The 22021-nt window shown below is 73.4% G+C and carries 25 protein-coding genes and 1 pseudogene; 15 read left to right on the top strand and 11 right to left on the bottom strand.

Features of this window, described 5'->3' with window-relative positions; genetic code table 11:
- The first annotated feature begins 14 nt into the window (after window positions 1-14).
- Window positions 15-383 (top strand): DivIVA domain-containing protein, encoded by a 369-nt coding sequence (locus ABZ873_RS09125; protein ID WP_360867561.1) that lies wholly within the window; start codon window positions 15-17, stop codon window positions 381-383.
- Entirely contained in the window at window positions 380-988 is a 609-nt protein-coding gene (locus tag ABZ873_RS09120; RefSeq protein ID WP_360867558.1) for a DNA-3-methyladenine glycosylase I, read from the top strand. The genes ABZ873_RS09125 and ABZ873_RS09120 overlap by 4 nt, the downstream gene beginning before the upstream one ends.
- A 31-nt stretch (window positions 989-1019) precedes the next feature.
- On the opposite strand, the gene ABZ873_RS09115 is transcribed toward ABZ873_RS09120, so the two are convergent.
- Complete coding sequence (locus tag ABZ873_RS09115) at window positions 1020-1823, bottom strand: enoyl-CoA hydratase-related protein (RefSeq protein WP_360867555.1); 804 nt, start codon at window positions 1821-1823, stop codon at window positions 1020-1022.
- 333 nt (window positions 1824-2156) lie between these two features.
- Between ABZ873_RS09115 and ABZ873_RS09110 the strand changes: the two genes are divergently transcribed.
- Both ABZ873_RS09110 and ABZ873_RS09105 read left to right on the top strand, forming a co-directional pair.
- Window positions 2157-2324 (top strand): DUF3117 domain-containing protein, encoded by a 168-nt coding sequence (locus ABZ873_RS09110; RefSeq protein WP_003966491.1) that lies wholly within the window; start codon window positions 2157-2159, stop codon window positions 2322-2324.
- 155 nt (window positions 2325-2479) lie between these two features.
- Window positions 2480-3097 (top strand): hypothetical protein, encoded by a 618-nt coding sequence (locus ABZ873_RS09105; protein WP_360867552.1) that lies wholly within the window; start codon window positions 2480-2482, stop codon window positions 3095-3097.
- Window positions 3098-3122: 25 nt separating this feature from the next.
- On the opposite strand, the gene ABZ873_RS09100 is transcribed toward ABZ873_RS09105, so the two are convergent.
- A complete protein-coding gene (locus ABZ873_RS09100; RefSeq protein WP_360867549.1) occupies window positions 3123-3785 on the bottom strand; it encodes a class I SAM-dependent methyltransferase in 663 nt (220 codons plus the stop codon).
- 177 nt (window positions 3786-3962) lie between these two features.
- On the opposite strand from ABZ873_RS09100, the gene sigE reads away from it, so the two are divergent.
- The 5 genes from sigE to ABZ873_RS09075 all read left to right on the top strand — a co-directional run bounded on the left by sigE (window position 3963) and on the right by ABZ873_RS09075 (window position 8255).
- Window positions 3963-4742 (top strand): RNA polymerase sigma factor SigE, encoded by a 780-nt coding sequence (gene sigE / locus ABZ873_RS09095; RefSeq protein WP_360867546.1) that lies wholly within the window; start codon window positions 3963-3965, stop codon window positions 4740-4742.
- Window positions 4739-5398, top strand: a complete 660-nt coding sequence (locus tag ABZ873_RS09090) for a zf-HC2 domain-containing protein (RefSeq protein WP_360867544.1) — start codon at window positions 4739-4741, stop codon at window positions 5396-5398. The genes sigE and ABZ873_RS09090 overlap by 4 nt, the downstream gene beginning before the upstream one ends.
- A 53-nt stretch (window positions 5399-5451) precedes the next feature.
- A complete protein-coding gene (locus ABZ873_RS09085) occupies window positions 5452-6816 on the top strand; it encodes a trypsin-like peptidase domain-containing protein (RefSeq protein ID WP_360867541.1) in 1365 nt (454 codons plus the stop codon).
- 118 nt (window positions 6817-6934) lie between these two features.
- Window positions 6935-7369, top strand: coding sequence for a sec-independent translocase (locus ABZ873_RS09080; RefSeq protein WP_360867539.1), 435 nt, complete (start codon window positions 6935-6937; stop codon window positions 7367-7369).
- Between the two features lie 136 nt (window positions 7370-7505).
- Window positions 7506-8255 carry a hypothetical protein gene (locus ABZ873_RS09075; protein WP_360867536.1) on the top strand — a complete coding sequence of 250 codons (750 nt, stop codon included), beginning with the start codon at window positions 7506-7508 and terminating at the stop codon, window positions 8253-8255.
- A 72-nt stretch (window positions 8256-8327) separates the two neighbouring features.
- On the opposite strand, the gene ABZ873_RS09070 is transcribed toward ABZ873_RS09075, so the two are convergent.
- The 3 genes from ABZ873_RS09070 to ABZ873_RS09060 all read right to left on the bottom strand — a co-directional run bounded on the left by ABZ873_RS09070 (window position 8328) and on the right by ABZ873_RS09060 (window position 11400).
- Window positions 8328-9443 carry a P-loop NTPase gene (locus ABZ873_RS09070; RefSeq protein WP_360867905.1) on the bottom strand — a complete coding sequence of 372 codons (1116 nt, stop codon included), beginning with the start codon at window positions 9441-9443 and terminating at the stop codon, window positions 8328-8330.
- Between the two features lie 87 nt (window positions 9444-9530).
- The gene (locus ABZ873_RS09065) at window positions 9531-10037 is read right to left on the bottom strand and encodes a DUF1003 domain-containing protein (RefSeq protein WP_360867902.1); all 507 of its coding nucleotides are present in this window, start codon (window positions 10035-10037) and stop codon (window positions 9531-9533) included.
- Between the two features lie 91 nt (window positions 10038-10128).
- A complete protein-coding gene (locus ABZ873_RS09060; RefSeq protein WP_360867533.1) occupies window positions 10129-11400 on the bottom strand; it encodes a CBS domain-containing protein in 1272 nt (423 codons plus the stop codon).
- Window positions 11401-11586: 186 nt separating this feature from the next.
- Here ABZ873_RS09060 and ABZ873_RS09055 point away from each other — a divergent pair, with 186 nt between their 5' ends.
- Entirely contained in the window at window positions 11587-12378 is a 792-nt protein-coding gene (locus tag ABZ873_RS09055; protein ID WP_360867530.1) for a hypothetical protein, read from the top strand.
- 22 nt (window positions 12379-12400) lie between these two features.
- Here ABZ873_RS09055 and ABZ873_RS09050 read toward each other — a convergent pair whose 3' ends face one another.
- Together ABZ873_RS09050 and ABZ873_RS09045 are read right to left on the bottom strand one after the other, a co-directional pair.
- Window positions 12401-12916, bottom strand: a complete 516-nt coding sequence (locus tag ABZ873_RS09050) for a hypothetical protein (RefSeq protein ID WP_360867527.1) — start codon at window positions 12914-12916, stop codon at window positions 12401-12403.
- Between the two features lie 16 nt (window positions 12917-12932).
- On the bottom strand, window positions 12933-14048 hold the full coding sequence (locus tag ABZ873_RS09045) for a magnesium and cobalt transport protein CorA (RefSeq protein WP_360867524.1): 1116 nt from the start codon (window positions 14046-14048) through the stop codon (window positions 12933-12935).
- Window positions 14049-14422: 374 nt separating this feature from the next.
- Between ABZ873_RS09045 and ABZ873_RS09040 the strand changes: the two genes are divergently transcribed.
- From ABZ873_RS09040 to ABZ873_RS09025, 4 genes are all read left to right on the top strand, one after another.
- On the top strand, window positions 14423-15007 hold the full coding sequence (locus ABZ873_RS09040) for a suppressor of fused domain protein (RefSeq protein WP_360867521.1): 585 nt from the start codon (window positions 14423-14425) through the stop codon (window positions 15005-15007).
- Window positions 15008-15067: 60 nt separating this feature from the next.
- A complete protein-coding gene (locus ABZ873_RS09035; RefSeq protein ID WP_360867518.1) occupies window positions 15068-15712 on the top strand; it encodes a DUF6758 family protein in 645 nt (214 codons plus the stop codon).
- 100 nt (window positions 15713-15812) lie between these two features.
- Window positions 15813-16676: a PHP domain-containing protein gene (locus tag ABZ873_RS09030; RefSeq protein ID WP_360867515.1), complete on the top strand. Its 864-nt coding sequence runs from the start codon at window positions 15813-15815 to the stop codon at window positions 16674-16676.
- 76 nt (window positions 16677-16752) lie between these two features.
- The gene (locus ABZ873_RS09025) at window positions 16753-17358 is read left to right on the top strand and encodes a MarC family protein (protein ID WP_360867513.1); all 606 of its coding nucleotides are present in this window, start codon (window positions 16753-16755) and stop codon (window positions 17356-17358) included.
- Between the two features lie 86 nt (window positions 17359-17444).
- Here the strand turns inward: ABZ873_RS09025 and ABZ873_RS09020 are convergent, their stop codons facing one another.
- The 3 genes from ABZ873_RS09020 to ABZ873_RS09010 all read right to left on the bottom strand — a co-directional run bounded on the left by ABZ873_RS09020 (window position 17445) and on the right by ABZ873_RS09010 (window position 20669).
- Complete coding sequence (locus tag ABZ873_RS09020) at window positions 17445-17597, bottom strand: hypothetical protein (protein ID WP_360867511.1); 153 nt, start codon at window positions 17595-17597, stop codon at window positions 17445-17447.
- A 95-nt stretch (window positions 17598-17692) separates the two neighbouring features.
- On the bottom strand, window positions 17693-18550 hold the full coding sequence (locus ABZ873_RS09015; protein WP_360867508.1) for an alpha/beta hydrolase: 858 nt from the start codon (window positions 18548-18550) through the stop codon (window positions 17693-17695).
- A gap of 121 nt (window positions 18551-18671) precedes the next feature.
- Window positions 18672-20669: a DEAD/DEAH box helicase gene (locus tag ABZ873_RS09010; protein ID WP_360867505.1), complete on the bottom strand. Its 1998-nt coding sequence runs from the start codon at window positions 20667-20669 to the stop codon at window positions 18672-18674.
- A 460-nt stretch (window positions 20670-21129) separates the two neighbouring features.
- On the opposite strand from ABZ873_RS09010, the gene ABZ873_RS09005 reads away from it, so the two are divergent.
- The gene (locus tag ABZ873_RS09005) at window positions 21130-21888 is read left to right on the top strand and encodes a ferritin-like fold-containing protein (RefSeq protein ID WP_360867502.1); all 759 of its coding nucleotides are present in this window, start codon (window positions 21130-21132) and stop codon (window positions 21886-21888) included.
- 39 nt (window positions 21889-21927) lie between these two features.
- Here ABZ873_RS09005 and ABZ873_RS09000 read toward each other — a convergent pair.
- Window positions 21928-22021 (bottom strand): annotated as a pseudogene (locus tag ABZ873_RS09000) (FAD-dependent monooxygenase); the annotation flags it as partial.

Genomic DNA, 22021 nt, shown 5'->3' with positions numbered 1-22021 from the left:
GTCTCTCAGGGGAGTTGATCGTGTTCTTCTTCTTGATGATCGCGCTGGTCGTGGTCGTGGCAGCGGTCACCCTCGCCGTGATCGGCGGCGGCTCGGAGGCCGTCCTGCCGGAAGCGGAGCCGGACCGGGTGGCCGACGCCCTGCCGGAGACCCGGCCCGTGGTCCGGGCGGACATCGACGCGCTGCGCCTGCCCGTCGCGCCGCGCGGCTACCGCATGGCCGAGGTGGACGACGTACTCGAACGGCTCGCGGCGGAGCTGGCCGAGCGCGACGCGCGGATCGCCCAGCTGACGGGCGCCCCGGCCGGGGCCGAGGCTCCCCGGGAGGAGGCCCCGCGTGAGGACGCCGCCCGGGTGGACCTCACCAAGGGCGGCGAGGGGTGAGCGGCCCGCTCGCCGGCCCGGACGGGCTGCCGCGCTGCCCCTGGGCCCTGTCCACGGCGGACTACATCACCTACCACGACACCGAATGGGGCCGCCCGGTCCACGGGGACGACGCCCTGTACGAACGGCTCTGCCTGGAGGCGTTCCAGTCCGGGCTGTCCTGGCTGACGATCCTGCGCCGCCGGGAGGGCTTCCGTAAGGCGTTCTCGGACTTCTCCGTCGCCGCCGTCGCCCGCTTCGACGAGGCCGACGCCGAGCGGCTGCTCGCGGACGAGGGGATCATCCGCAACCGGGCGAAGATCGAGGCGACCCTGGCCAACGCCAAGGTCCTGGCCGGCTGGGAGCCGGGCGAGCTGGAGACGCTGATCTGGTCCCACGCCCCGGAGGAGCCGGGAGCGGCGCCGCGCACGCTCGCCGAGGTCCCGGCGGTCACCCCGGAGTCCACGGCCCTGGCCAAGGCCCTCAAGAAGGCGGGCATCCGCTTCGTCGGCCCCACCACGGCCTACGCGCTGATGCAGGCGTGCGGGCTGGTCAACGACCACCTGGCCGACTGCGCCCTGCGCGACCCGGCCCCGCACGACCCGGCTCCCCGCGACCCGGCCTGAGCCGGGCCGCGGCGGCGTGCCGTCAGCGCGTTCAGCGCCCCAGGTAGCGAGGCGGCTGCTTCGCCAGGAACGCCTGGACGGCGATGGAGTGGTCCTCGGAGGCACCGGCGCGGGTCTGCAGCACGTCCTCCCGCTCCAGGGCCTCGGAGAGGGAGTGCGAGGCCCCGTAGGCCAGGGACTCCTTGATCGCCGCGTAGGCCACGGTCGGGCCCTCGGCCAGCGCGCGGGCCACGGCCTCGGCCTCGGCGCGCAGGGACTCCGCGGGCACCAGGCGGTTGACGATGCCCAGCTCGTACGCCTCCCGCGCCTTCACCGAGCGCGGGAAGAGCAGCAGGTCCGAGGCGCGGGAGGCGCCGATCAGGCGGGGCAGGGTCCAGGAGACCCCCGAGTCGGCCGTGAGCGCCACGCCGGCGAAGGAGGTGGTGAAGGAGGCGGTCTCGGCGACCACGCGGAAGTCCGCCGCCAGCGCGAAGCCGAAGCCGGCCCCGGCCGCTACGCCGTTGACCCCGGCCACCACGGGCTTCGGCATCTCGGTAAGCGCCCGCACGATCGGGTTGTAGTGCTCCCGGACGGTGTCCATGGTCAGCGCGGAGCCGGTCTCGCGGTCCGCCGCGAGGTTCCCGATGTGCTCCTTGAGGTCCTGCCCGACGCAGAAGGCGCGGTCACCGGCGGCCGTCAGCAGGACGGCGCGGACGGCGGTGTCCTCGGCGGCGGCGCGCACCGCGTCGCGCAGGGCCACCTTGGCCTCGGTGTTCATCGCGTTCATCGCCTCGGGGCGGTTGATCGTGATGACGGCGAGTCCGTCCGTCACTTCGTAGAGCACGCTGTCGGCCATGGCAGGGGGTCCCCCTTCGTCGCGGGCTTGGCTACCGGCCGGTACCGGCCGGTGCAAGGGCCAGCATGGCGGACCGGACGCGGAGCGCACATGTGATGTGCGTCAAAGAAAGCCGGAGCCGTTCCCGGGGCGCGGCGGCGCAGTATCGCAGGCGGGTCCCCGAAATGAGTGGTTTTGGTCGAGCGCGTTGCCCAAGCGTTCCCTTGCGATGTTGGTCATCGGGTCCTGACATGCGGGATAATGGCTGGGAAGCAATGTGTTCGATGCCGGGTACTAGGCGCCTGAACGGGGCCGTCGGCTGACGATGAGCTGGTTTCAGGAAGGGGAACGAGCATGGCGGCCATGAAGCCGCGGACGGGCGACGGCCCGCTCGAGGTCACCAAGGAGGGGCGGGGCATCGTCATGCGCGTACCGCTCGAGGGCGGCGGTCGGCTTGTCGTCGAGCTGACCCCCGATGAGGCGGACGCCCTGGGTGACGCCCTGAAGAAGGTCGTCGGCTGACCCGCTGACAGCACGTCCGCCTTCTCTGCATTCTCTGCGCTGCCCCGGCCGTGATCCTTACGGCCGGGGCAGCGTTGTGCCGCGCCCGAGGTCCTGACCGAGGTCCTTCCCCAGGGCCTTCCCGAGGTCCTGACCGCCCCCGTGGAGCCGTCCCCGTGTCCTTCTCCCCGCCCGCGCCGCCGGTATTCGCCGACTGCACCCCGCGTCAGAAGGCGGCCCGCGTCCTGTCCGACGGACTGGCCCCCGCCCACCTCGTCATGGCCCTGCTGCTGGTGATCGGCTGGCACAGCACCCGTTCGTGGACCGGGCTCGGCTGGGGGCTGCTCGCCGCGCTGTTCTGCGGCGCCGTCCCGATCGGCATCGTGACCCTCGGCGTGCGGCGCGGGGCGCTGACCGACCCGCACATCCGGGTGCGGCGCCAGCGGGTCCTCCCGATGGGGCTCAGCCTGCTGTCCGTGCTCGCCGGGCTCGCCCTGCTCCACCTCCTCGGGGCGCCGCGGGAGGTGTTCGCGCTGGTCGTGGCGATGCTGGTGGGCCTCGTCTGCTCGCTGCTGGTGACGGTCACCTGGCAGATCTCCATCCACCTGTCGGTGGCGGGCGGCACCGTGATGATCCTGCTGCTGGTCTTCGGCCCTCCGGCGCTGCCGGCGGCCGCGGTCGCCGCCGCGATCGCCTGGTCCCGGCTGGTGCTGGAGGCGCACACCCCGGCGCAGCTGCTCGCGGGCACCGCCCTGGGCGGTACGGCGGCCCTCGCCTTCGCGCTGCTGGTCTGAGCCTCTGATCCGGGGGCGGCCGCGGTCAGCGGCGTACGGCGCACAGCAGGCCGTCGCCCACCGGGAGCAGCGCGGACTCCAGGGCGGGGCTCTCCCGGACGCTGCGCAGCAGCTCGCGGACGCGGAGCACCTCCACCGGCTGGGCCGCGGAGTCGACCGTACGGCCGTCGGAGAAGACCCCCTCGAAGCACACCAGCCCCCCGGGGCGCAGCAGGCGCAACGATTCAGCGAGGTAGTCGAGGGATTCGGTCGGGTCCCCGTCGCAGAAGACGAGGTCGTACCCGCCGTCGGCGAGCCGGGGCAGTACGTCCAGGGCGCGGCCGGGGATGAAGCGGGCGCGGTTGCCCGCGAAGCCGGCGGCGCGGAACGCCTGGCGGGCGAACGCCTGCCGGTCCGGTTCGGGATCGACGGTGGTCAGCACCCCGTCCGGCCGCATCCCGTGCAGCAGGTGGATGCCGGAGACGCCGGTGCCGGTGCCGATCTCGGCGACCGCCTTGGCGTCCGCGGTGGCGGCCAGCAGGCGCAGCGCGGCGCCGGTCCCGGGGGAGACGGACCGCAGGCCCGCTTCCCTGGACCGGTCGCGGGCCCATCGCAGAGCGTCGTCCTCGGCGACAAACGCGTCGGCGAACGCCCAGCTCGTCTGCCGGTTGCCGGTAATGACCCTCTCCTGTCCCCATAGTTGGCGCAACGGTGACTGTATCCGTTGACGTCGGGAACCCGCAGATGGGACCGGGCGTTGTGGGGGTGGAGGCACGGCCAGAAGGGACGCCGCCGGGCAGAACGGCGGCGGGGGCCACCCGGGGAGTCGTGCCTCGCGTAAAGAAAGAGCAAAAACACTTATCCGGAGCTGACAGAGGGGGTGGCTATGGTAGGGACTCCACTGGACACCACCAGAGCCGACAGGGGAGGTGCGGCTGCGCCTGTGGATCGAAGGGGCGCGCTGAGGCGGCTCCTCTGGTCGGCGGGTGAGCCGAAATCCGTGACCTACACTGCTGACCGCTTCCACACCGCCGACACCGCAACCACCGCGACCTTCGCCGCCGATGCGGGCCCGCAGGCGTGGACCCCTCCCACCTGGGAGGAGATCGTCAGCACGCACAGCGCGCGGGTGTACCGCCTCGCCTACCGCCTGACGGGCAACCAGCACGACGCCGAGGACCTGACGCAGGAGGTCTTCGTCCGCGTCTTCCGCTCGCTGTCCACCTACACCCCGGGCACCTTCGAGGGCTGGCTGCACCGCATCACGACCAACCTGTTCCTGGACATGGTCCGCCGCAAGCAGCGCATCCGCTTCGACGCGCTCGCCGACGACGCCGCGGAGCGGCTGCCGAGCCGCGAGCCCTCCCCGCAGCAAGTGCTGCACGACACCCACTTCGACGCGGACGTCCAGCAGGCGCTGGACACCCTCGCCCCCGAGTTCCGCGCCGCCGTGGTGCTCTGCGACATCGAGGGCCTGTCCTACGAGGAGATCGCCGCCACGCTCGGCGTGAAGCTGGGCACCGTCCGCAGCCGCATCCACCGCGGCCGTTCGCACCTGCGCAAGGCGCTCAAGCACCGCTCCCCGGCGGCCCGTGCGGAGCAGCGCGCGCTGGCGGGTGTGGCGATGGGCGCCCCGGGCGCCGGGGGAGAGGGCGGAGCCGAGTGAGCGGAGCCAGTCCGTCCCCTGCCGAACAGCATCTCGGAGACCGGCTCGCCGCCCTCGTGGACGGGGAGCTGAAACACGACGCGCGCGAGCGGGTCCTGGCCCACCTGGCGACCTGCGCCAAGTGCAAGGCCGAGGCCGATGCCCAGCGCCGTCTCAAGACCATGTTCGTGGAGAGCGCGCCGCCGCCGCTGTCCGCGGGGCTGCTCGCGCGGCTCCAGCAGCTGCCCGGCGGCGGGGCCGACGGCCCGCCCGGCCCGGGAGGCCCACCGGGCTCCGCCGGGGCCGACCCCTTCGAGGCGTTCGCGTACGGCCTGCCCGTGGCCGCCGCCGCGCCGCAGCGGGAGGGTTTCCGCATCCACGAAGTGGGCCGCCCGCGCCGCCGGTTCGCCTTCGTGGCCGCCGGGGCCGTCTCCCTCGCGGCGCTCGCCCTGGGCGGCACCCTGCCGCTGGAGGGCGCCGACCCGACCGTACGGGGCGACTCCCCGGCCCCCGCCACCCGTACGGGCCCGGCGCTGCCCGTGTCCGACGCGGTGGTGCGCGACCGGCTGCCCACCCCGGCGGCCGTTCCGACCCTGCTGACGGCCGTGGCGACGCCGCTGCCGCCGCTCCGGCCCTCCCCGCCGGTCCCGGCCCGCCCGGTCTCCCTGCTGCGCTGACCCGGCACCTGATTGAATCGGCCGGGCAACGCACAGGTACGCGGGGAGCGCCCATGGCCGACAGGCAGCAGACCGATCCGGCTCCACAGTGGTGGAGCCGGCCCGAGGGCACGGCCGGCGGCCGCGCTCCCGGGGTTCCCGCCCCCCGCCCCGGCGCCGCCGGGGCGGCCGGGGACACCGGGGACGAGGCGGCCGTGACCGTGGCCGTCACGGAGCCGTCCCCTGCCGGGACCTCCCCCGACGAGGCGCCCCCGGCCCCCGGGCCGCGGTACGACCCCTGGGGCGAGCAGCCGCTGCAGATCGTCGACCGGGGCGGGAAGCGCGGCGGCTTCCGCCTCTGGCAGGTCGCCGTGGTCGGTGTCGCGGCCGCCCTGTTCGCCGGCGCGGCGGGCGGCTGGATCGGCGTACTCGCCGAACGCCGCAGCAGCACCCGGCTGGAGCTGCCCCAGGCCGCCGTCGCGGACAAGGGGCGCGCCCCCGAGAGCGTCGCCGGGATCGCGGCCACCGCCCTGCCCGGGGTGGTCACCCTGCACGTGCGCGGCGAGAAGAGCGGCGGCACCGGCACCGGCTTCGTGCTCGACGCCCAGGGCCACATCCTCACCAACAACCACGTGGTCGCCGGGGCCAAGGAGATAGCCGTCACCTTCAGCACCGGCGAGAGCGTCACCGCCGAGCTGGTCGGCCGCGACTCCGGCTACGACCTGGCCGTGGTCAAGGTCGGCGGGGTGCGCGGGCTGCGGCCGCTGAGCCTCGGCAACTCCGAGAACGTCCGGGTCGGCGACCCGGTCGTGGCCATCGGCGCCCCCTTCGACCTCTCCAACACGGTCACCGCCGGCATCATCAGCGCCACCGGCCGGCCCGTCACCGCCGGCGGCGACAAGGGCGACGGCAGCGACATCAGCTACGTCGACGCCCTCCAGACCGACGCCCCCATCAACCCGGGCAACTCCGGCGGCCCCCTGCTGGACGCCCGCGCGCACGTCGTCGGCATCAACAGCGCGATCCGCGGGGCCGACAAGGACGACCCGACCCGCCAGGGCGGCTCCATCGGCCTCGGCTTCGCCATCCCCATCAACCAGGGCAAGCGCGTGGCCGAGGAGCTGATCGCCACCGGCCGCGCCACGCACCCCGTCATCGGGGTCACCCTCGACATGGACTACACGGGCGACGGAGCCCGGGTCGGGGACAAGGCGGAGGACGGCAAGCCGTCCGTGGTCGCCGGCGGGCCCGCCGCCCGCGCCGGGATCCGCGCCGGGGACGTGATCACCAAGGTGGACGGGCAGCGCGTACGCGGCGGTGACGAGCTGATCGTCAAGATCAGGGCGCACCGCCCCGGCGACCGCCTCACGCTGACCGTCGAGCGCGAGGGCCGGGACCGCACACTGGAGGTGGTGCTCGGTTCGGCGAACGGCTCCTGAGCCCGCGGTGACGGGCGGGTGAATCCACCGCCCGTCCGGTACGCGGGTAGGGCCGCGGGGACAAGGCCGGGTACCGTGTGTGCGGGCCCGAAGTGACAGAGAGCCGAGGAGCGGCAAGGTGTTCAACGACATAGGCGCACTCGAACTCGTCACCATCGTGGTGCTCGGCATCCTCATCTTCGGCCCCGAGAAGCTGCCCAAGGTCATCCAGGACGTCACCGGCTTCATCCGGAAGATCCGCGCCTTCTCCGACAGCGCGAAGCACGACATCCGCTCCGAGCTCGGCCCGGAGTTCAAGGACTTCGAGTTCGAGGACCTGAATCCGAAGACGTTCATCCGCAAGCAGCTCACGGAGAACGAGGACCTCCAGGAGATCCGCAGCAGCTTCGACCTGCGCAAGGAGCTGACCGAGGTCGGCGACGCCGTGAAGAGCTCGGCGGCCGGTCCCGAGCCCGCCGCCGCCCCCGGTTCCGGCGCCGGGCCGGACCTGCTCAAGAAGCCCGCCGCGCCCGCCGTCGAGCCGCGCTCCCGTTTCGACGCCGACGCCACCTGACGCAGCCTGCCCGGGGATCCGGGATCGGATGGCTATCCTCCATCTGTCCGGATCGCGGGACGCCCGAGGGAGGGGGTCCCCCCAGCGCAGCGAGGGGGAGGGCCGTTCCGGACCCCACGGAACGAGAGGCCGCCCAATGGAGACGACGAGCAGCAGCCTGGTGAGCGCGCAGACCGCCGAGGCGTCCGCCGCCGCACCGGAGCAAACGCCCGGCAAGGACCCGCACACCGAAGCGCATACCGGCCCGGGGGCCGGGACGCCCCCGCCGGAGGCCCCCGCGCCCGTCCCGGCGGCCCGCCGGACGGCCGAGGGGTTCCTGGCCGCCGACTTCCCCTGGTACGGCCTGGACGCGGCCTTCACGGGCCCCCGCCGGCTGATGCAGGTCGGCACCGCCGCCGACGGCACCGTGGAGCACGGCTCCACCGGCCACGGCGACGAGCCCTCCGCCCGCGGCGAGCTGGCCACGGGCGAGAAGGAGCGCTTCGCGGTGGTGATCACCGTCGCGAGCAACCCGCTGCGCCGCAGCAGCGACGGCACGGGCGTCCTGGAGGCCACCTCGGTCTCCTCGGCCGCCTGGCTGGCCGGCTCCGGCCTGCTGGCCTACAGCTGGCCCGGCCAGATGGACCACGCCCTGCGCGACGACTGGCTCGACCAGCAGACCGAGGCCGCCTGGGAGCTCGCGGACGACCTCGGCGGCGAGGACTGGTCCACGCTGTCCCTGCCCGTGGACGGCGAGCCGACCACCTTCCACTACCGCGAGTCGGAGTTCGGCTGGGTGCTGGCCGGCTCCACCGGCAGCGGCGTCCACCTGGGTGCGTACGGACGGGGGATGAGCGCCTACGGCCTCGGCTTCGCCGCGATCACGGACCTCGGTACGTACGAGTAGGCGCGGCCGCGCCGGAACACGCGAAGGGCGCCGCTCGCGAGGCGAGCGGCGCCCTGGCGCGCACGGCGTGGATCAGAACTTGTTGCGCGGGGTGATCCCCAGGGACATGCCCGACAGACCGCGCGCCCGGCCGCCCAGCTTGCCCGCGATTGCCCGCAGGGCCGCACCGGCGGGGGAGTCCGGGTCGGCCAGCACCACGGGCCGGCCCTCGTCGCCGCCCTCGCGGAGCCGGACGTCGATCGGGATCTGGCCGAGCACCGGCACGCTCGCGCCGACCGTCTTCGTCAGGCCGTCGGCGACCTTCTGGCCGCCGCCCGAGCCGAAGACGTCGACCATCTCGTCGCAGTGCGGGCAGGGCAGGCCCGACATGTTCTCCACGACACCGACGATCTTCTGGTGGGTCTGCACGGCGATCGACCCGGCCCGCTCGGCCACCTCGGCGGCGGCCTGCTGCGGGGTGGTGACCACCAGGATCTCCGCGTTCGGCACGAGCTGCGCCACGGAGATCGCGATGTCGCCCGTACCCGGCGGGAGGTCCAGCAGCAGCACGTCCAGGTCGCCCCAGAACACGTCCGCCAGGAACTGCTGGAGGGCGCGGTGCAGCATCGGCCCGCGCCAGACCACCGGCGCGTTGCCCGGCGTGAACATGCCGATGGAGATGACCTTCACGCCGTTGGCGGAAGGCGGCATGATCATGTTCTCGACCTGGGTGGGACGGCCGTCCACGCCCAGCATGCGCGGCACGCTGTGGCCGTAGATGTCCGCGTCGACCACACCGACCTTGAGCCCGTCGGCCGCCATCGCCGCCGCGAGGTTCACCGTCACGGAGGACTTGCCGACGCCGCCCTTGCCGGAGGCGACCGCGTACACGCGGGTCAGCGAGCCCGGCTTGGCGAAGGGCACCTCGCGCTCGGCGGTGCCGCCGCGCAGCGTGGCCGCCAGCTCCTTGCGCTGCTCGTCGCTCATCACGTCGAGGGAGACCGCGACCGAGGTGACCCCGGCGACCCTGCTCACGGCCTCGGTGACGTTCTTGGTGATGGTCTCGCGCATGGGGCAGCCCGACACGGTCAGGTAGACCGTGACCGCGACCTCGCCGCCGTCGCCGATCTCCACCGATTTGACCATCCCGAGTTCGGTGATGGGCCGGTGGATCTCGGGGTCGTTCACCGTCGCCAGAGCGTCCAGGATCGCGTCCTGCTCAGGCGTGGCGGCGGAGCTTGTGTCGGTAGCCATGACCCGATGGTACGGCTCGGTAGCACGGCGCAGGAAAGCCCGTCAGCGGTCGCCTTCATCACGTTCGGCCGGGAACAGCCGCCGCTCGTCCATCTCCTTGATCAGGTCCTGGAACTCCGACCTGATCCAGTCGCGCGTGGCGACCTCGCCCAGGCCCATCCGCAGCGCGGCGATCTCCCGGGTCAGGTACTCGGTGTCCGCGATCGACCGCTCGTTCTGCTTGCGGTCCTGCTCGTGGGTGACCCGGTCGCGGTCGTCCTGCCGGTTCTGCGCGAGCAGGATCAGCGGGGCGGCGTAGGACGCCTGGAGCGACAGCATCAGCGTCAGGAAGATGAACGGGTACTGGTCGAAGCGCAGATTGTCCGGCGCGAAGACGTTCCACAGCACCCACAGGATGATGACCAGCGTCATCCAGACGATGAACCGGCCCGTGCCCAGGAAGCGCGCCACCCGCTCCGACAGCCGCCCGAACGCCTCCGGGTCGTACTCGGGCAGCAGGGAGCGCCGCGGCGCCCTCGGCAGGTCCAGGCGCACCCGCGGGCGGGTCAGCGCGCTCGACCCCGCCGGGCCGGACTTCGCCGACCGCTCGGCGGCGCGGTCCGCCGCGTCCGCCGCCTGCCCGTGCTCGCCGCGTCCCCGGTCAGTGCCCACGCAGCGCCTCCTCCGAGTGGAAGTCCGTCTCGCGCCAGTCGTCCGGCAGCAGGTGGTCCAGTACGTCGTCGACCGTCACCGCGCCCAGCAGCGACCCGCTCTCGTCGACCACCGGCACCGCCACCATGTTGTAGGCGGCGAGGTGCGTGGTGACCGCGGGCAGCGAGGCATCGGGCCGCAGCGGCGGCAGGTCGGTGTCCACGATGGAGCTGACCAGCGTGAACGGCGGATCGCGCAGCAGCCGCTGGAAGTGCACGGTGCCCAGGTACTTGCCCGTGGGCGTCTCGTCCGGCGGCCGGCACACGTACACCTGCGCCGCCAGCGCCGGCGACAGGTCCGCCTGCCGTACGCGGGCCAGCGCGTCCGCGACGGTGGCGTCCGGCCGCAGCACGATCGGCTCGGTGGTCATCAGACCGCCCGCGGTGTTCTCCTCGTAGGACAGCAGGCGGCGCACATCGGCCGCGTCGTCCGGCCGCATCAGCGTCAGCAGCCGTTCCTTGTCGTCCTCGGGCAGCTCGGAGAGCAGGTCGGCCGCGTCGTCGGGGTCCATCGCCTCCAGGACGTCGGCGGCGCGCTCCTCCTTGAGCTTGCCCAGGATCTCCACCTGCTCGTCCTCGGGCAGCTCCTCCAGCACGTCCGCGAGCCGGTCGTCGTCGAGGGCGTTGGCCACCTCGGCGCGCCGCTTCGGCGTCAGGTGGTGCAGGACGTTCGCCACGTCCGCCGGGCGCATCTGCTCGAAGGTGGCGACCAGGCTCTCCGCGCCCTGGCCGTGCTCCTCCAGCGAGAAGCCCGTCACGGCCGACCACTCCACCGTCAGGGCCTCGCCGCGCCGGCGCAGCGCGCCCGACTTGCCCTTGCGTACGAAGATCCGGTCGATCTCCCAGTCCCGGCGGGCCGGGAGCTGCTGGATGGCCACGTCCAGGACGGTGACCTCCTCCTCGGTGGCCACCAGCGTCACCCGCCGGTCCAGCAGCTCGCCCAGGACCAGCCGCTCGGTGGGCCGCTGCTCGAAGCGCCGCATGTTGATCACGCCGGTGGTGATGACCTGGCCGGACTCCACGCCCGTCACCCGGGTCATCGGCAGGAAGACGCGCCGCCGGCTCACCACCTCGACCACGAGACCCAGCAGCCGCGGCGGACGGCCGCCGACCCGGAGCATCGCGACGAGGTCGCGGACCCGGCCGACCTGGTCGCCGTTGGGATCGAAGACGGGCACACCCGACAGATGCGAGACGAAGATCCGCGGGGCGCCTGCAGCCATCCGAGCGCCTCCTAGGGTGTCGATCACGCGCGTACCGCCCCTCAGGCTAGCCCGTGCCGCCGGGGAGCGTCCTGGTGGGGAGGTCCGGGCGGGGCCGCACGGTCCCCGGGGAGCGGTCGCGGGCCGCTCGCTACGGGCGGGTACGCTGCCTGCTGCCCGCAGAAGACCGACGAGAGGGCCCTGCCCGTGACCGCCTACTTCCCCGCCGCGCGCCTGCGCCGGGCCGCCTTCGTCGGTGTGCTGTGCGCGGGTCTCGCCGTCACCGGTACGGGCTGCGGGGAGGACCCCGACGAGGGGACGAACGGGGTCGGCAAGCTGTCCGCCGAGAAGATCGAGGCGAAGGCGAAGGCGGCCGCGACGGAGGCCGACTCGGTGCACCTGTCGGGCACCCTGGTGAGCGGCGGCAAGTCCTTCACCGTCGACATGCGGCTGAAGGCGGAGGGCGGCTCCGGCGAGGTGAAGTCGAAGGACGACACCTTCCAGCTGCTGCGGGTGGGGGAGCAGCTGTACCTCAAGGCCAGCGCGGCCTTCTGGGGGCAGTCCGACTCGGCTGGCAAGCTCGGCGACAAGTACGTGAAGGTGCCCGAGGCGGACCCGTCCTACAAGCAGTTCCGCGGGTTCACCGACATGGACGTCCTGCTCGACGGGCTGCTGGGCCTGGAGGGCAAGCTGGCGAAGGGCACCTACACCAAGGTCGGGCACACCCGCGCGGTGCAGGTCACGGCCGACGCGGGCAAGGGCGGCAAGCTCTCGGTCTCCCTGGAGGGGACCCCGTACCCGCTGCTCATGGAGCGGGCGGGCGGCGCCGGGCGGGTGGAACTCGCGGAGTGGGGCAAGCCGTTCCCGCTGGACCCGCCCGCGCAGGACCAGACCGTGGACTACGGCACGCAGCTGCCGACGACGAAGGGCCAGGGCGGCGAGCCCGCCCCCGCCGCCTCCAAGGGCGCGGGCCAGGGCGCGAACCCGACCAGGCCGTAGCGCGCGCGGACCGGGCCCGGGCTCAGCCCCGGGCGGCCTTCTTCCGCCGGAACAGCAGCTTCGGCAGCCCCGCCGGAACGGGCCGCCGGGTGGTCGCGGGGGATCCGGCCGGGGGAGCGGCCAGCGAGCCGTCCGGCAGCGCGGGGCTCACCGCGCGCGGCTCCAGCCGCAGCAGCCGGCACTCGCGCGCCCAGCGCTCGGTCATCGCCTCGGAGTCGGGGGCGTTCAGCCGCTTGCCCTTGAGCTCGGCCACCGCCGCCTGCCACTCCTCGCCGCCGGGCGCGAGCTCGCGCACCGCCGCGGTCCAGGCCACGATCCGGCCGCCCTTGTCCTTGCTGCGTACGGTGACCTCCGCGGCCGAGCCGTCCGCGAGCCCGGGGAACGGCTGCTCGCCCGGTCCGTCGCCCAGCACGTGCGCGGCGCCGTCCAGCCAGGCGTGCCACAGGGCGCGGTCGGCCCCGGCGCCGCGGACCCAGATCAGGCCGGACTTCTTGGTGGCCTCCTCGACGAGGGCCAGATCGAGCGCGCTGAGAGTCATGCGCACAGGGTAGGGCTCAGAGCCAGCCGTTCCGGCGCAGGGCCCGGTGGATGGTGAAGCAGCTGCCGGCGATCGTGGCCATCACCATCGGGTAGCCGTACTCCCACTGGAGCTCGGGCATGTGGTCGAAGTTCATCCCGTACACCCCGCAGATCATCGTCGGGACGGCGATGATCGCCGCCCAGGAGGTGATCTTGCGCATGTCCTCGTTCTGGGCGACGGTCGCCTGCGCGAGGTTGGCCTGGAGGATGGAGTTCAGCAGCTCGTCGAAGCCCACCACCTGCTCGTGCACCCGGGCGAGGTGGTCGGCGACGTCGCGGAAGTACTTCTGGATGTCCGGGTCCACCAGCCGCATGGGCCGCTCGCTCAGCAGCTCCATCGGGCGCAGCAGCGGGGCGACCGCCCGCTTGAACTCCAGCACCTCGCGCTTGAGCTGGTAGATGCGGCCCGCGTCACCGCCGCGCGCCCGGCCCTTGGCGGGGGCGGCGAACACGTCGCTCTCCACCTCGTCGATGTCGTCCTGCACCGCCGCGGCCACCGCGATGTAGCCGTCGACGACGTGGTCCGCGAGGGAGTGCAGGACGGAGGAGGGGCCCTTGGCGAGCAGGTCCGGGTCGTCCTGGAGGCGGTGCCGCAGCCGCTTGAGGGAGCCCTGGCCGCCGTGCCGGACGGTGATGACGAAGTCCGGGCCCGTGAAACACATCACCTCGCCGGTCTCCACCACCTCGCTGGTGGCGGTCAGTTCGGCGTGCTCCACGTAGTGGATGGTCTTGAAGACGGTGAAGAGGGTGTCGTCGTAGCGCTCCAGCTTCGGCCGCTGGTGCGCGTGCACCGCGTCCTCCACGGCCAGCGGGTGCAGCCCGAAGGTGGCCGCGATCCCCGCGAACTCCGCCTCCGTCGGCTCGTGCAGCCCGATCCAGGCGAAGCCGCCGTCCTCGCGGACCCGGCGGATCGCCTCACGGGGCGTCAGGCACGCGGGCCCCTGCACCCGGCGGCCGTCGCGGTAGACCGCGCAGTCGACCACCGCGCTGCTGGCCGAGGGGTCGCGGGTGGCGTCGTAGCCGGGCTGGACGGGGGTGGACTTGCGCAGCGAGGGACGGACGGCCGCACGCAGGTAGGGCATCATCGACATGGCAGGCTCCTTCGACGCACGGCCTGACCGCACGGGTGGGAGACCCTCACCACCGCGGACGGACGGGCCCGGTCGGGCGGGAGGGAACAGGACGGGAGGACAACGTTCTGCCGTCGCTCTTCTACTGATCGCGGAAGATCACAGAGGGCGGGAAACGCCCGCCGGAGAAGCGGAAGAGCGATTGGTACTGCACGATCGACTTCGGTCCATCGCAGCCCCACCTCCTCCGGCCGGTCCCCCGTGGGGGACGTCCTGTCCTCGGAGCCTCGAAACAACGCTTCTGCGTGCGGCCCCGAACAGCTGTCAACACTATCAGCCGACGGATGGTCAAGACCCGCCCTTTACCCGCCTGATACGAGTTCTATGCTCGCTCCATGGCAGAAATTCTGGCCCTCGTCGAAGCCCGGCTGCGTACCGCGTTCGGTGAACCCGACGCGCGCGCCGCCGTCACCTTCCTGGGCACCGACCGCATCGAAGTACTCCGTTTCGCCGGGGCGGACCTCGTGCGGTACGCGACCCTCGGCATGTCCGCGCACCCCATGACCGACCCGACCGCCGTGGTCGCCGACCCCGTACGCGGCCCCCGCGCCGAGCTCCTGCTCACCGTGCGGGCGGGGCTCGCGGACACCGGCAAACTGCTCCGGCCGCTCGCCGTGCTCGCCGCGTCCCCGCAGGTGGAGGGGCTGATCGTGGCCCCCGGCGCCTCGCTGGACGTGGGCGAGCCGCTGTGGGAGGGGGCCCCGTTCAGCTCCGTCCTCGTGGCCGAACCGGGCGGGCTGGTGGAGGATCTGGAACTGGACGAGCCGATGGACCCGGTGCGCTTCCTGCCGCTGCTGCCGATGACGGCGAACGAGGCGGCCTGGAAGCGGGTGCACGGCGCGGGCGCCCTCCAGGAGCGCTGGCTCGCGCGCGGGACGGATCTGCGCGACCCGCTGCGGAGCGCCGTCGCGCTGGACTGACAGCCCGGACGGGTGACCATGCCTTGACGGGCGGCCGGGCGGGGAGGAGCGTGGCTTCCTATGAGGGGTGAACCAAGTTGCCCGAAGTGCGGTGGCCGGGTCAGGGCGCCCGGACTCTTCTCCGACTCCTGGCAGTGCGCGGTGCACGGCACCGTCCACCCCCTGCAGCCCGTCATCCCGCCCAGCGTGGAGGGCCTCGGCGTGGTCGTCCACCGGGCGCGGGTCCCGGTGTGGATGCCCTGGCCGCTGCCGGTGGGCTGGCTGTTCACGGGGGTGGCCTCCGCGGGTGACGACCGCAGCGGCGGCCGGGCCACAGCCGTCGCCTGCTCGGGCCCCGGCCCGCTCGGCGGCATCGGGGAACTGCTGCTCATCGCGGAGGAACTGGGCGTCGGCCTCGGCGCGCGCTACGCGGGCATCGACGGACCGGACCCCGGCACGTCCATCGACGTGGCCGGCCCGCCGCACGCCAAGGTGGTCGCGGCGGGCCGCCCGACCCCGCTCTGGCATGTCAAGGACGGCCCCGAGGACCGGGCCGTCTTCGCCGGGGAGGCCCGCGGCCTGTGGCTGTGGGCCATCGTCTGGCCGCAGCAGTCGGGGCTGCTGCTGTACGACGAGCTCGTCCTGACCGACCTGCGCGACGCGGGGGCCGAGGTGGAGCTGCTGCCGTGCGGGGCGCTGAGCCCGCGGATCCTCGGCCCGGCCTGAGCCGCCACCGCCCGTCAGCCGTCCGAGAGGTCGGGGGAGGGGGTCCTTCCGCCCGGTTATCCTGGGGTGTCCCCCGTCCGTACGACCCCTGGAGCCGGCTGTGCGCATCGACCTGCACGCCCACTCCACGGCCTCCGACGGTACGGACACCCCCGCCGGGCTCGTGCGCGAGGCCGCCGCGGCCGGACTGGACGTCGTCGCCCTCACCGACCACGACACCGTGGGCGGTCACGCCGAGGCGCTGGCCGCGCTCCCGGCCGGGCTGACGCTGGTGACCGGGGCCGAACTGTCCTGCCGGCTCGACGGGACGGGCGTGCACATGCTCGCCTACCTCTTCGACCCCGAGGAGCCGGAGCTGGCGCGCGAGCGGGAACTCGTACGCGACGACCGGGTCCCGCGGGCCCGTGCCATGGTCGGCCGGCTGCGGGAGCTCGGGGTGGACATCACCTGGGAGCAGGTCGCCCGGATCGCCGGGGACGGCTCCGTCGGGCGGCCGCACCTCGCCACCGCCCTCGTCGAACTCGGCGTCGTCCCCACGGTCTCGGACGCCTTCACGCCGGACTGGCTCGCCGACGGCGGCCGCGCGTACGCCGAGAAGCACGAGCTCGACCCCTTCGACGCCGTCCGCCTGGTCAAGGCGGCCGGCGGCGTCACCGTCCTCGCGCACCCCGCCGCCGTCAAGCGCGGCCGGTGCGTGCCGGAGTCCGCGATAGCCGAGCTGGCGGCCGCGGGCCTGGACGGCATCGAGGTGGACCACATGGACCACGACGCCGGGACCCGCGCGCGCCTGCGCGGCCTGGCGGCGGACCTCGGCCTGCTGACCACCGGCTCCAGCGACTACCACGGCAGCCGCAAGACCTGCCGCCTCGGGGAGTACACCACCGACCCCGAGATCTACGGCGAGATCACGCGCCGCGCGACGGGGGCCTTCCCCGTGCCCGGCGCCGGCGGAAGCGCGCGCTGACCGGCCCCTGCCCGGCCCGCTCCACCCGTCTCCGCTCCCTTTCTCGCGACACCCCTCTCTCCTGCAAGGCATCACTGTGTTCGACTTCGCCGTCTTCGGATCCCTCTTTCTCACCCTTTTTGTGATTATGGACCCCCCGGGGATCACGCCGATCTTCCTCGCCCTGACCTCCGGACGCCCCGTCAAGGTGCAGCGCCGGATGGCCTGGCAGGCCGTGTGCGTGGCCTTCGGTGTCATCGCGGTCTTCGGTATCTGCGGCCAGCAGATCCTGGACTACCTGCACGTGTCCGTCCCGGCGCTGATGATCGCCGGTGGTCTGCTGCTCCTGCTCATCGCGCTCGACCTGCTCACCGGCAAGACCGACGAGCCCCAGCAGACCAAGGACGTGAACGTCGCGCTGGTCCCGCTCGGCATGCCGCTGCTGGCCGGGCCCGGTGCGATCGTGTCCGTCATCCTCGCCGTGCAGAAGGCCGACGGGGCCGTCGGGCAGATCTCCGTCTGGGCGGCGATCATCGCCATGCACGTGGTGCTGTGGATCACCATGCGCTACTCGCTGGTGATCATCAGGGTCATCAAGGACGGCGGTGTGGTCCTCGTGACGCGGCTCGCCGGCATGATGCTCTCGGCCATCGCCGTGCAGCAGATCATCAACGGCGTGCTCCAGGTGGTCCGGGGGGCCTGAGATCCCCCGCCGCGCCGCCGCCCGTACGACGACGCCCCCGCACCGGTTCCGGTGCGGGGGCGTTGAACGTGGGGCGCTGCTCAGTGTCAGCAGGACGCACTCTCGGCCGGTCGGATCAGGATGCGCTGGCCGATCGACGCGGCCTGCTGCACGATCCGGTTGACGGAGGCCGCGTCCACGACGGTGCTGTCCACGGCGGTCCCGTCGACGTCGTCCAGGCGCAGAATCTCGAAGCGCACAGGCTTCTCCCTTCGTCAGTGTTCTCCTTGCACTGTGTCAACGAAGTGTAGGTCGCAATCATTCCCTACGCTAAGGAAATTTTTTCACTGACTAACTACACGGCTCCGGGGGAGTCCCAGAACGCGGCCAGCGCGGCCGCCGTCCGCTCCGGGTCCTCGGCGTTCGGGGAGTGCTCCGTCCCCGGCACCACCACCCGCCGCGCCCCCAGCCGCCGGGCCATCTCGTCCAGCAGCGGCACCGGCCAGGCGTAGTCCACCGCCCCCGACAGCACCAGCTTCGGCAGCTCCAGCCGGGCCAGCTCCGCCACCCGGTCGGGCTCGCAGATCAGCGCCCGGCCCGTGACGATCAGCTGCTCCGGCACCGTCGCCAGCCACCGCCCGCGCAGGAACCGCGTCAGCTCGGGGGAGTCCCGCTCCGCCTCCTGCGGATCGTGGGCGCGCATCGCCTCCCAGATGCCCGGCATGTCCTCGCCCATCACCTCCAGCGCGGCCACCAGCAGCTTCGTCCGCTCCTGCTGCTCCTCCGCGATGGCGGCGGGGCCGCTGCTCATCAGCGTGAGCGAGGCGAAGGGGGAGGCGTCGCGCAGCACGGCCGCGCGCGAGACCAGCCCGCCGAGCGAGTGGCCCACCAGGTGCACGGGGCCCGCCTCCAGCGCCCGGACCTGCGCCAGCACGTCCCGCCCCAGCTCCTCCAGCCCGTACGCCGACTCCTCGCGCGGGCCGGGCGTCTCGTACTGCCCGCGTCCGTCGACGGCGACCACCCGGTAGCCGGCGGCGGCCAGGGGCTCCAGGAGGGCGATGAAGTCCTCCTTGCTGCCGGTGAAGCCGGGGACCAGCAGGGCGGTGCCGCGGACCGGCTGCCCGGCCTCGTGCACCGCGAAGGGGCCGCGGTCGGTGGCCAGGGTGTACGCGCGGGCGGCGGACGGCAGGGTCAGGCGAGGGGGCTTGCTCATGGCCAGAGGTTACCGGCCCGTAGCCCCCGGCGCGTGCGGGGCGCGGCCCGGGAACCCGCCCCGGAAACGGCGACGGCCCCGCCCCCTCGGGAGAGGGGAGCGGGGCCGTCGGCCTGCGGTACTACGCCTCCGGCGCGGCCGCGACCTTGCGGGTCCGGGTGCGCTTCGGCTTGGCCGGGGCCTCCTCGGCCACGGCCGGAGCCTCGGCGGCGGGAGCCGCGACGGCCTTGCGGGTACGGGTGCGCTTCGGCTTGGCCGGAGCCTCCTCCGCCACCGCGGTGGCCACGGCCTCGGCGGCCGGGGCGGCCTCCGCGGCCTTGCGCGTACGGGTGCGCTTCGGCTTGGCCGGAGCCTCCTCCGCCACGGCCGGGGCCTCGGCGACCGGGGTCACCGGGGCGGCCGCGGCCTGACGGGGGCGACGGGCGCGGACCGGCTCGACCGGCGGGGCCATCTGGAAGTCCGGCTCCGGCGTGGCGGGCACGATCCGGCGCGGACGGCGGGCCCGGACGGGCTCCACCGGCGGCGCCATCTGGAAGTCGGGCTCCGGAGCGCTCTGCACGGGCTTGCGGACCCGGGCCCGCCGCGGCGCGGCCGGGGCCTCCTCGGCGGCCGGGGCCACCACGGCCACCGGCGCGGCGGCCGCAGCCTCGGCCACCGGGGTCACCGCGGCCTGGGCCGGAACGGCGGCCACACGGGTACGGCGGCGGCGCGGCTTGCGCGGCTCGTCGGCGGCGGGCGCCTGCGGAGCCTCGACGGCCGGGGCCTCGGCCACCGCGGTGGCGGCCACCTCGGCGGCACCCGCCTCGGCCACCTCGGCGCCACCACGCGTACGGCGGCGCTGGCGCGGCGTACGGGTCCGGGCCGGACGCTCCTCGGTCACCACGGCGGCGGCGTGCCCGGAGCGGCCGCCCCGGCCACCGCGGCCGCCGGTCTCGCCCAGGTCCTCCAGCTCCTCGGCCCTGAGGCCGGCCCGCGTGCGCTCGGCACGCGGCAGGATGCCCTTGGTCCCGGCCGGGATGTTCAGCTGCTCGAACAGGTGCGGGGAGGTGGAGTACGTCTCCGCCGGGTCGTGGAAGTCCAGCTCCAGCGCCTTGTTGATCAGCTGCCAGCGCGGGATGTCGTCCCAGTCGACCAGGGTGACGGCGGTGCCCTTGTTGCCCGCGCGGCCGGTGCGGCCCACGCGGTGCAGGAAGGTCTTCTCGTCCTCCGGCGTCTGGTAGTTGATGACGTGGGTCACACCCTCGACATCGATACCGCGCGCGGCGACGTCGGTGCACACCAGCACGTCGACCTTGCCGTTGCGGAAGGCGCGCAGGGCCTGCTCGCGCGCGCCCTGGCCCAGGTCGCCGTGGACGGCGCCGGAGGCGAAGCCGCGCTTCTCCAGCTGCTCGGCGATGTCGGCCGCCGTGCGCTTGGTACGGCAGAAGATCATCGCCAGTCCGCGGCCCTCGGCCTGGAGGATGCGGGAGACCAGCTCCGGCTTGTCCATGTTGTGCGCGCGGAAGACGTGCTGGGTGATGTTGGCGACGGTCGCGCCCTCGCCGTCCTCGGAGACGGCGCGGATGTGCGTCGGCTGCGTCATGTAGCGGCGGGCCAGGCCGATGACCGCGCCCGGCATGGTCGCCGAGAACAGCATCGTCTGACGCCGCGCGGGCAGCAGGTTCATGATCTTCTCGACGTCGGGCAGGAAGCCCAGGTCGAGCATCTCGTCGGCCTCGTCCAGGACGAGCGCCTTGACGTGCGACAGGTCGAGCTTCTTCTGGCCGGCCAGGTCGAGCAGGCGGCCCGGGGTGCCGACGATCACGTCGACGCCCTTGTTCAGGGCCTCGACCTGGGGCTCGTAGGCGCGCCCGCCGTATATGGCGAGGACGCGGACGTTGCGGACCTTGCCGGCGGTCAGCAGGTCGTTGGTGACCTGGGTGCACAGCTCGCGGGTCGGAACCACCACGAGGGCCTGCGGGGCGTCGGTCAGCTGGCCGGGGGTGGCACGGCCCGCCTCGACGTCCGCGGGGACGACGACCCGCTCCAGCAGGGGAAGGCCGAAACCGAGCGTCTTGCCGGTACCGGTCTTGGCCTGGCCGATGACGTCCGTGCCGGAGAGGGCGACGGGAAGGGTCATCTCCTGGATGGGGAAGGGGGACACGATGCCGACGGCTTCAAGGGCTTCGGCGGTCTCGGGAAAGATCCCGAGGTCTCGGAACGTAGTCAGGGTGCTGCCTCTTCTGTGAGACGCGGCGCGAGGCGGCGAGGGGGGTCCTACCGTGCCGTGCTTGCAGTACTTACGACGTACGAAGCTGCGCGGGACCACTGGCCTTCGCTCAAGCGCTCTGCCGCTGAGGGGGCCCCTCGTGGGAGGCGGTACGCATGGACGTACGCACCACACCGAGGGCGGTCGGTTGGAGCCGATCGGGCCACCGACCGGGCATCCTCATTCGGATGGCCCGCCGAGTATCCGGCAGGCGCATTACCACTGTACCCCGGAATCGCGCAGGTGTGTCGGGTGAATTCACCGGGGAGGTGGGTTTAGCTGGACAGGGCAGGTGCTTCGTGGCCCTATTCGGCGGGCTATTGTGCGGTGCATGCCGACCGTAGAAAACGCCTCGCCCGCCGACGACAGCACCCCCGCCGAAGCCGCGGGGATCGCCTCCCAGGACTGGGCGACCGCCTCTGCCTCGCCGCAGTACCGGGCCGCCGTCGTGGACCTGCTCGGTGCGCTCGCGTACGGAGAGCTCGCGGCCTTCGAGCGCCTCGCGGAGGACGCGAAGCTCGCGCCCACCCTGGACGACAAGGCCGAGCTCGCCGCGATGGCCTCCGCCGAATTCCACCATTTCGAGCGGCTGCGCGACCGCCTCGCGAAGATCGAGGCCGAACCCACCGCCGCGATGGAGCCCTTCGCCCGGGGCGTCGACGACTTCCACCGCCAGACCGCGCCCTCGGACTGGCTGGAGGGCCTGGTCAAGGCGTACGTCGGTGATTCCATCGCCAGTGACTTCTACCGCGAGGTCGCCTCCCACCTGGACACCGACACCCGCGCCCTGGTGCTCGGCGTGCTCGACGACACCGGTCACGGCAACTTCGCCGTCGAGAAGGTGCGCGCCGCGATCGAGGCGGACCCGCGCTGCGGCGGCCGGCTCGCGCTGTGGGCGCGCCGCCTGATGGGCGAGGCCCTGTCGCAGGCCCAGCGCGTGGTCGCCGAGCGCGACGCGCTCTCCACCATGCTCGTCGGCGGCGTCGACGGGATGGCGGCCGGTTTCGACCTGGCGGCCGTCGGCGAGATGTTCACCCGCATCACCAAGGCGCACACCAAGCGGATGGCGGCCCTCGGCCTCGCCGCCTGAACCGTAGAAACACCCCGGCTCGCATACCCCGGCCCCGGCCACGTCCCTCAGCCCCTCCTCCACGCCCTGCGTGCCGAGCGCGCCCAGCAGGTGCGCGGCATCCCCGGCGAGGAAGGCCCGCCCGTCGCGCCAG

Origin of the sequence: Streptomyces sp. NPDC047014 (assembly GCF_040644195.1) — a bacterium.
Lineage (GTDB): Bacteria > Actinomycetota > Actinomycetes > Streptomycetales > Streptomycetaceae > Streptomyces.
This window is presented reverse-complemented; position numbering and strand designations above follow the sequence as displayed.

What these genes read in the sequence shown, in the direction of transcription:
- ABZ873_RS09045 (WP_360867524.1), bottom strand. Translation starts at nt 14,048, where the DNA reads ATGTCGATGATGCCCTACCTGCGTGCGGCCGTCCGTCCCTCGCTGCGC.
- ABZ873_RS09075 (WP_360867536.1), top strand. Translation starts at nt 7,506, where the DNA reads ATGGAGACGACGAGCAGCAGCCTGGTGAGCGCGCAGACCGCCGAGGCG.
- ABZ873_RS09050 (WP_360867527.1), bottom strand. Translation starts at nt 12,916, where the DNA reads ATGACTCTCAGCGCGCTCGATCTGGCCCTCGTCGAGGAGGCCACCAAG.
- sigE (WP_360867546.1), top strand. Translation starts at nt 3,963, where the DNA reads ATGGTAGGGACTCCACTGGACACCACCAGAGCCGACAGGGGAGGTGCG.
- ABZ873_RS09015 (WP_360867508.1), bottom strand. Translation starts at nt 18,550, where the DNA reads ATGAGCAAGCCCCCTCGCCTGACCCTGCCGTCCGCCGCCCGCGCGTAC.
- ABZ873_RS09010 (WP_360867505.1), bottom strand. Translation starts at nt 20,669, where the DNA reads ATGACCCTTCCCGTCGCCCTCTCCGGCACGGACGTCATCGGCCAGGCC.
- ABZ873_RS09060 (WP_360867533.1), bottom strand. Translation starts at nt 11,400, where the DNA reads ATGGCTGCAGGCGCCCCGCGGATCTTCGTCTCGCATCTGTCGGGTGTG.
- ABZ873_RS09035 (WP_360867518.1), top strand. Translation starts at nt 15,068, where the DNA reads ATGAGGGGTGAACCAAGTTGCCCGAAGTGCGGTGGCCGGGTCAGGGCG.
- ABZ873_RS09040 (WP_360867521.1), top strand. Translation starts at nt 14,423, where the DNA reads ATGGCAGAAATTCTGGCCCTCGTCGAAGCCCGGCTGCGTACCGCGTTC.
- ABZ873_RS09110 (WP_003966491.1), top strand. Translation starts at nt 2,157, where the DNA reads ATGGCGGCCATGAAGCCGCGGACGGGCGACGGCCCGCTCGAGGTCACC.
- ABZ873_RS09085 (WP_360867541.1), top strand. Translation starts at nt 5,452, where the DNA reads ATGGCCGACAGGCAGCAGACCGATCCGGCTCCACAGTGGTGGAGCCGG.
- ABZ873_RS09115 (WP_360867555.1), bottom strand. Translation starts at nt 1,823, where the DNA reads ATGGCCGACAGCGTGCTCTACGAAGTGACGGACGGACTCGCCGTCATC.
- ABZ873_RS09005 (WP_360867502.1), top strand. Translation starts at nt 21,130, where the DNA reads ATGCCGACCGTAGAAAACGCCTCGCCCGCCGACGACAGCACCCCCGCC.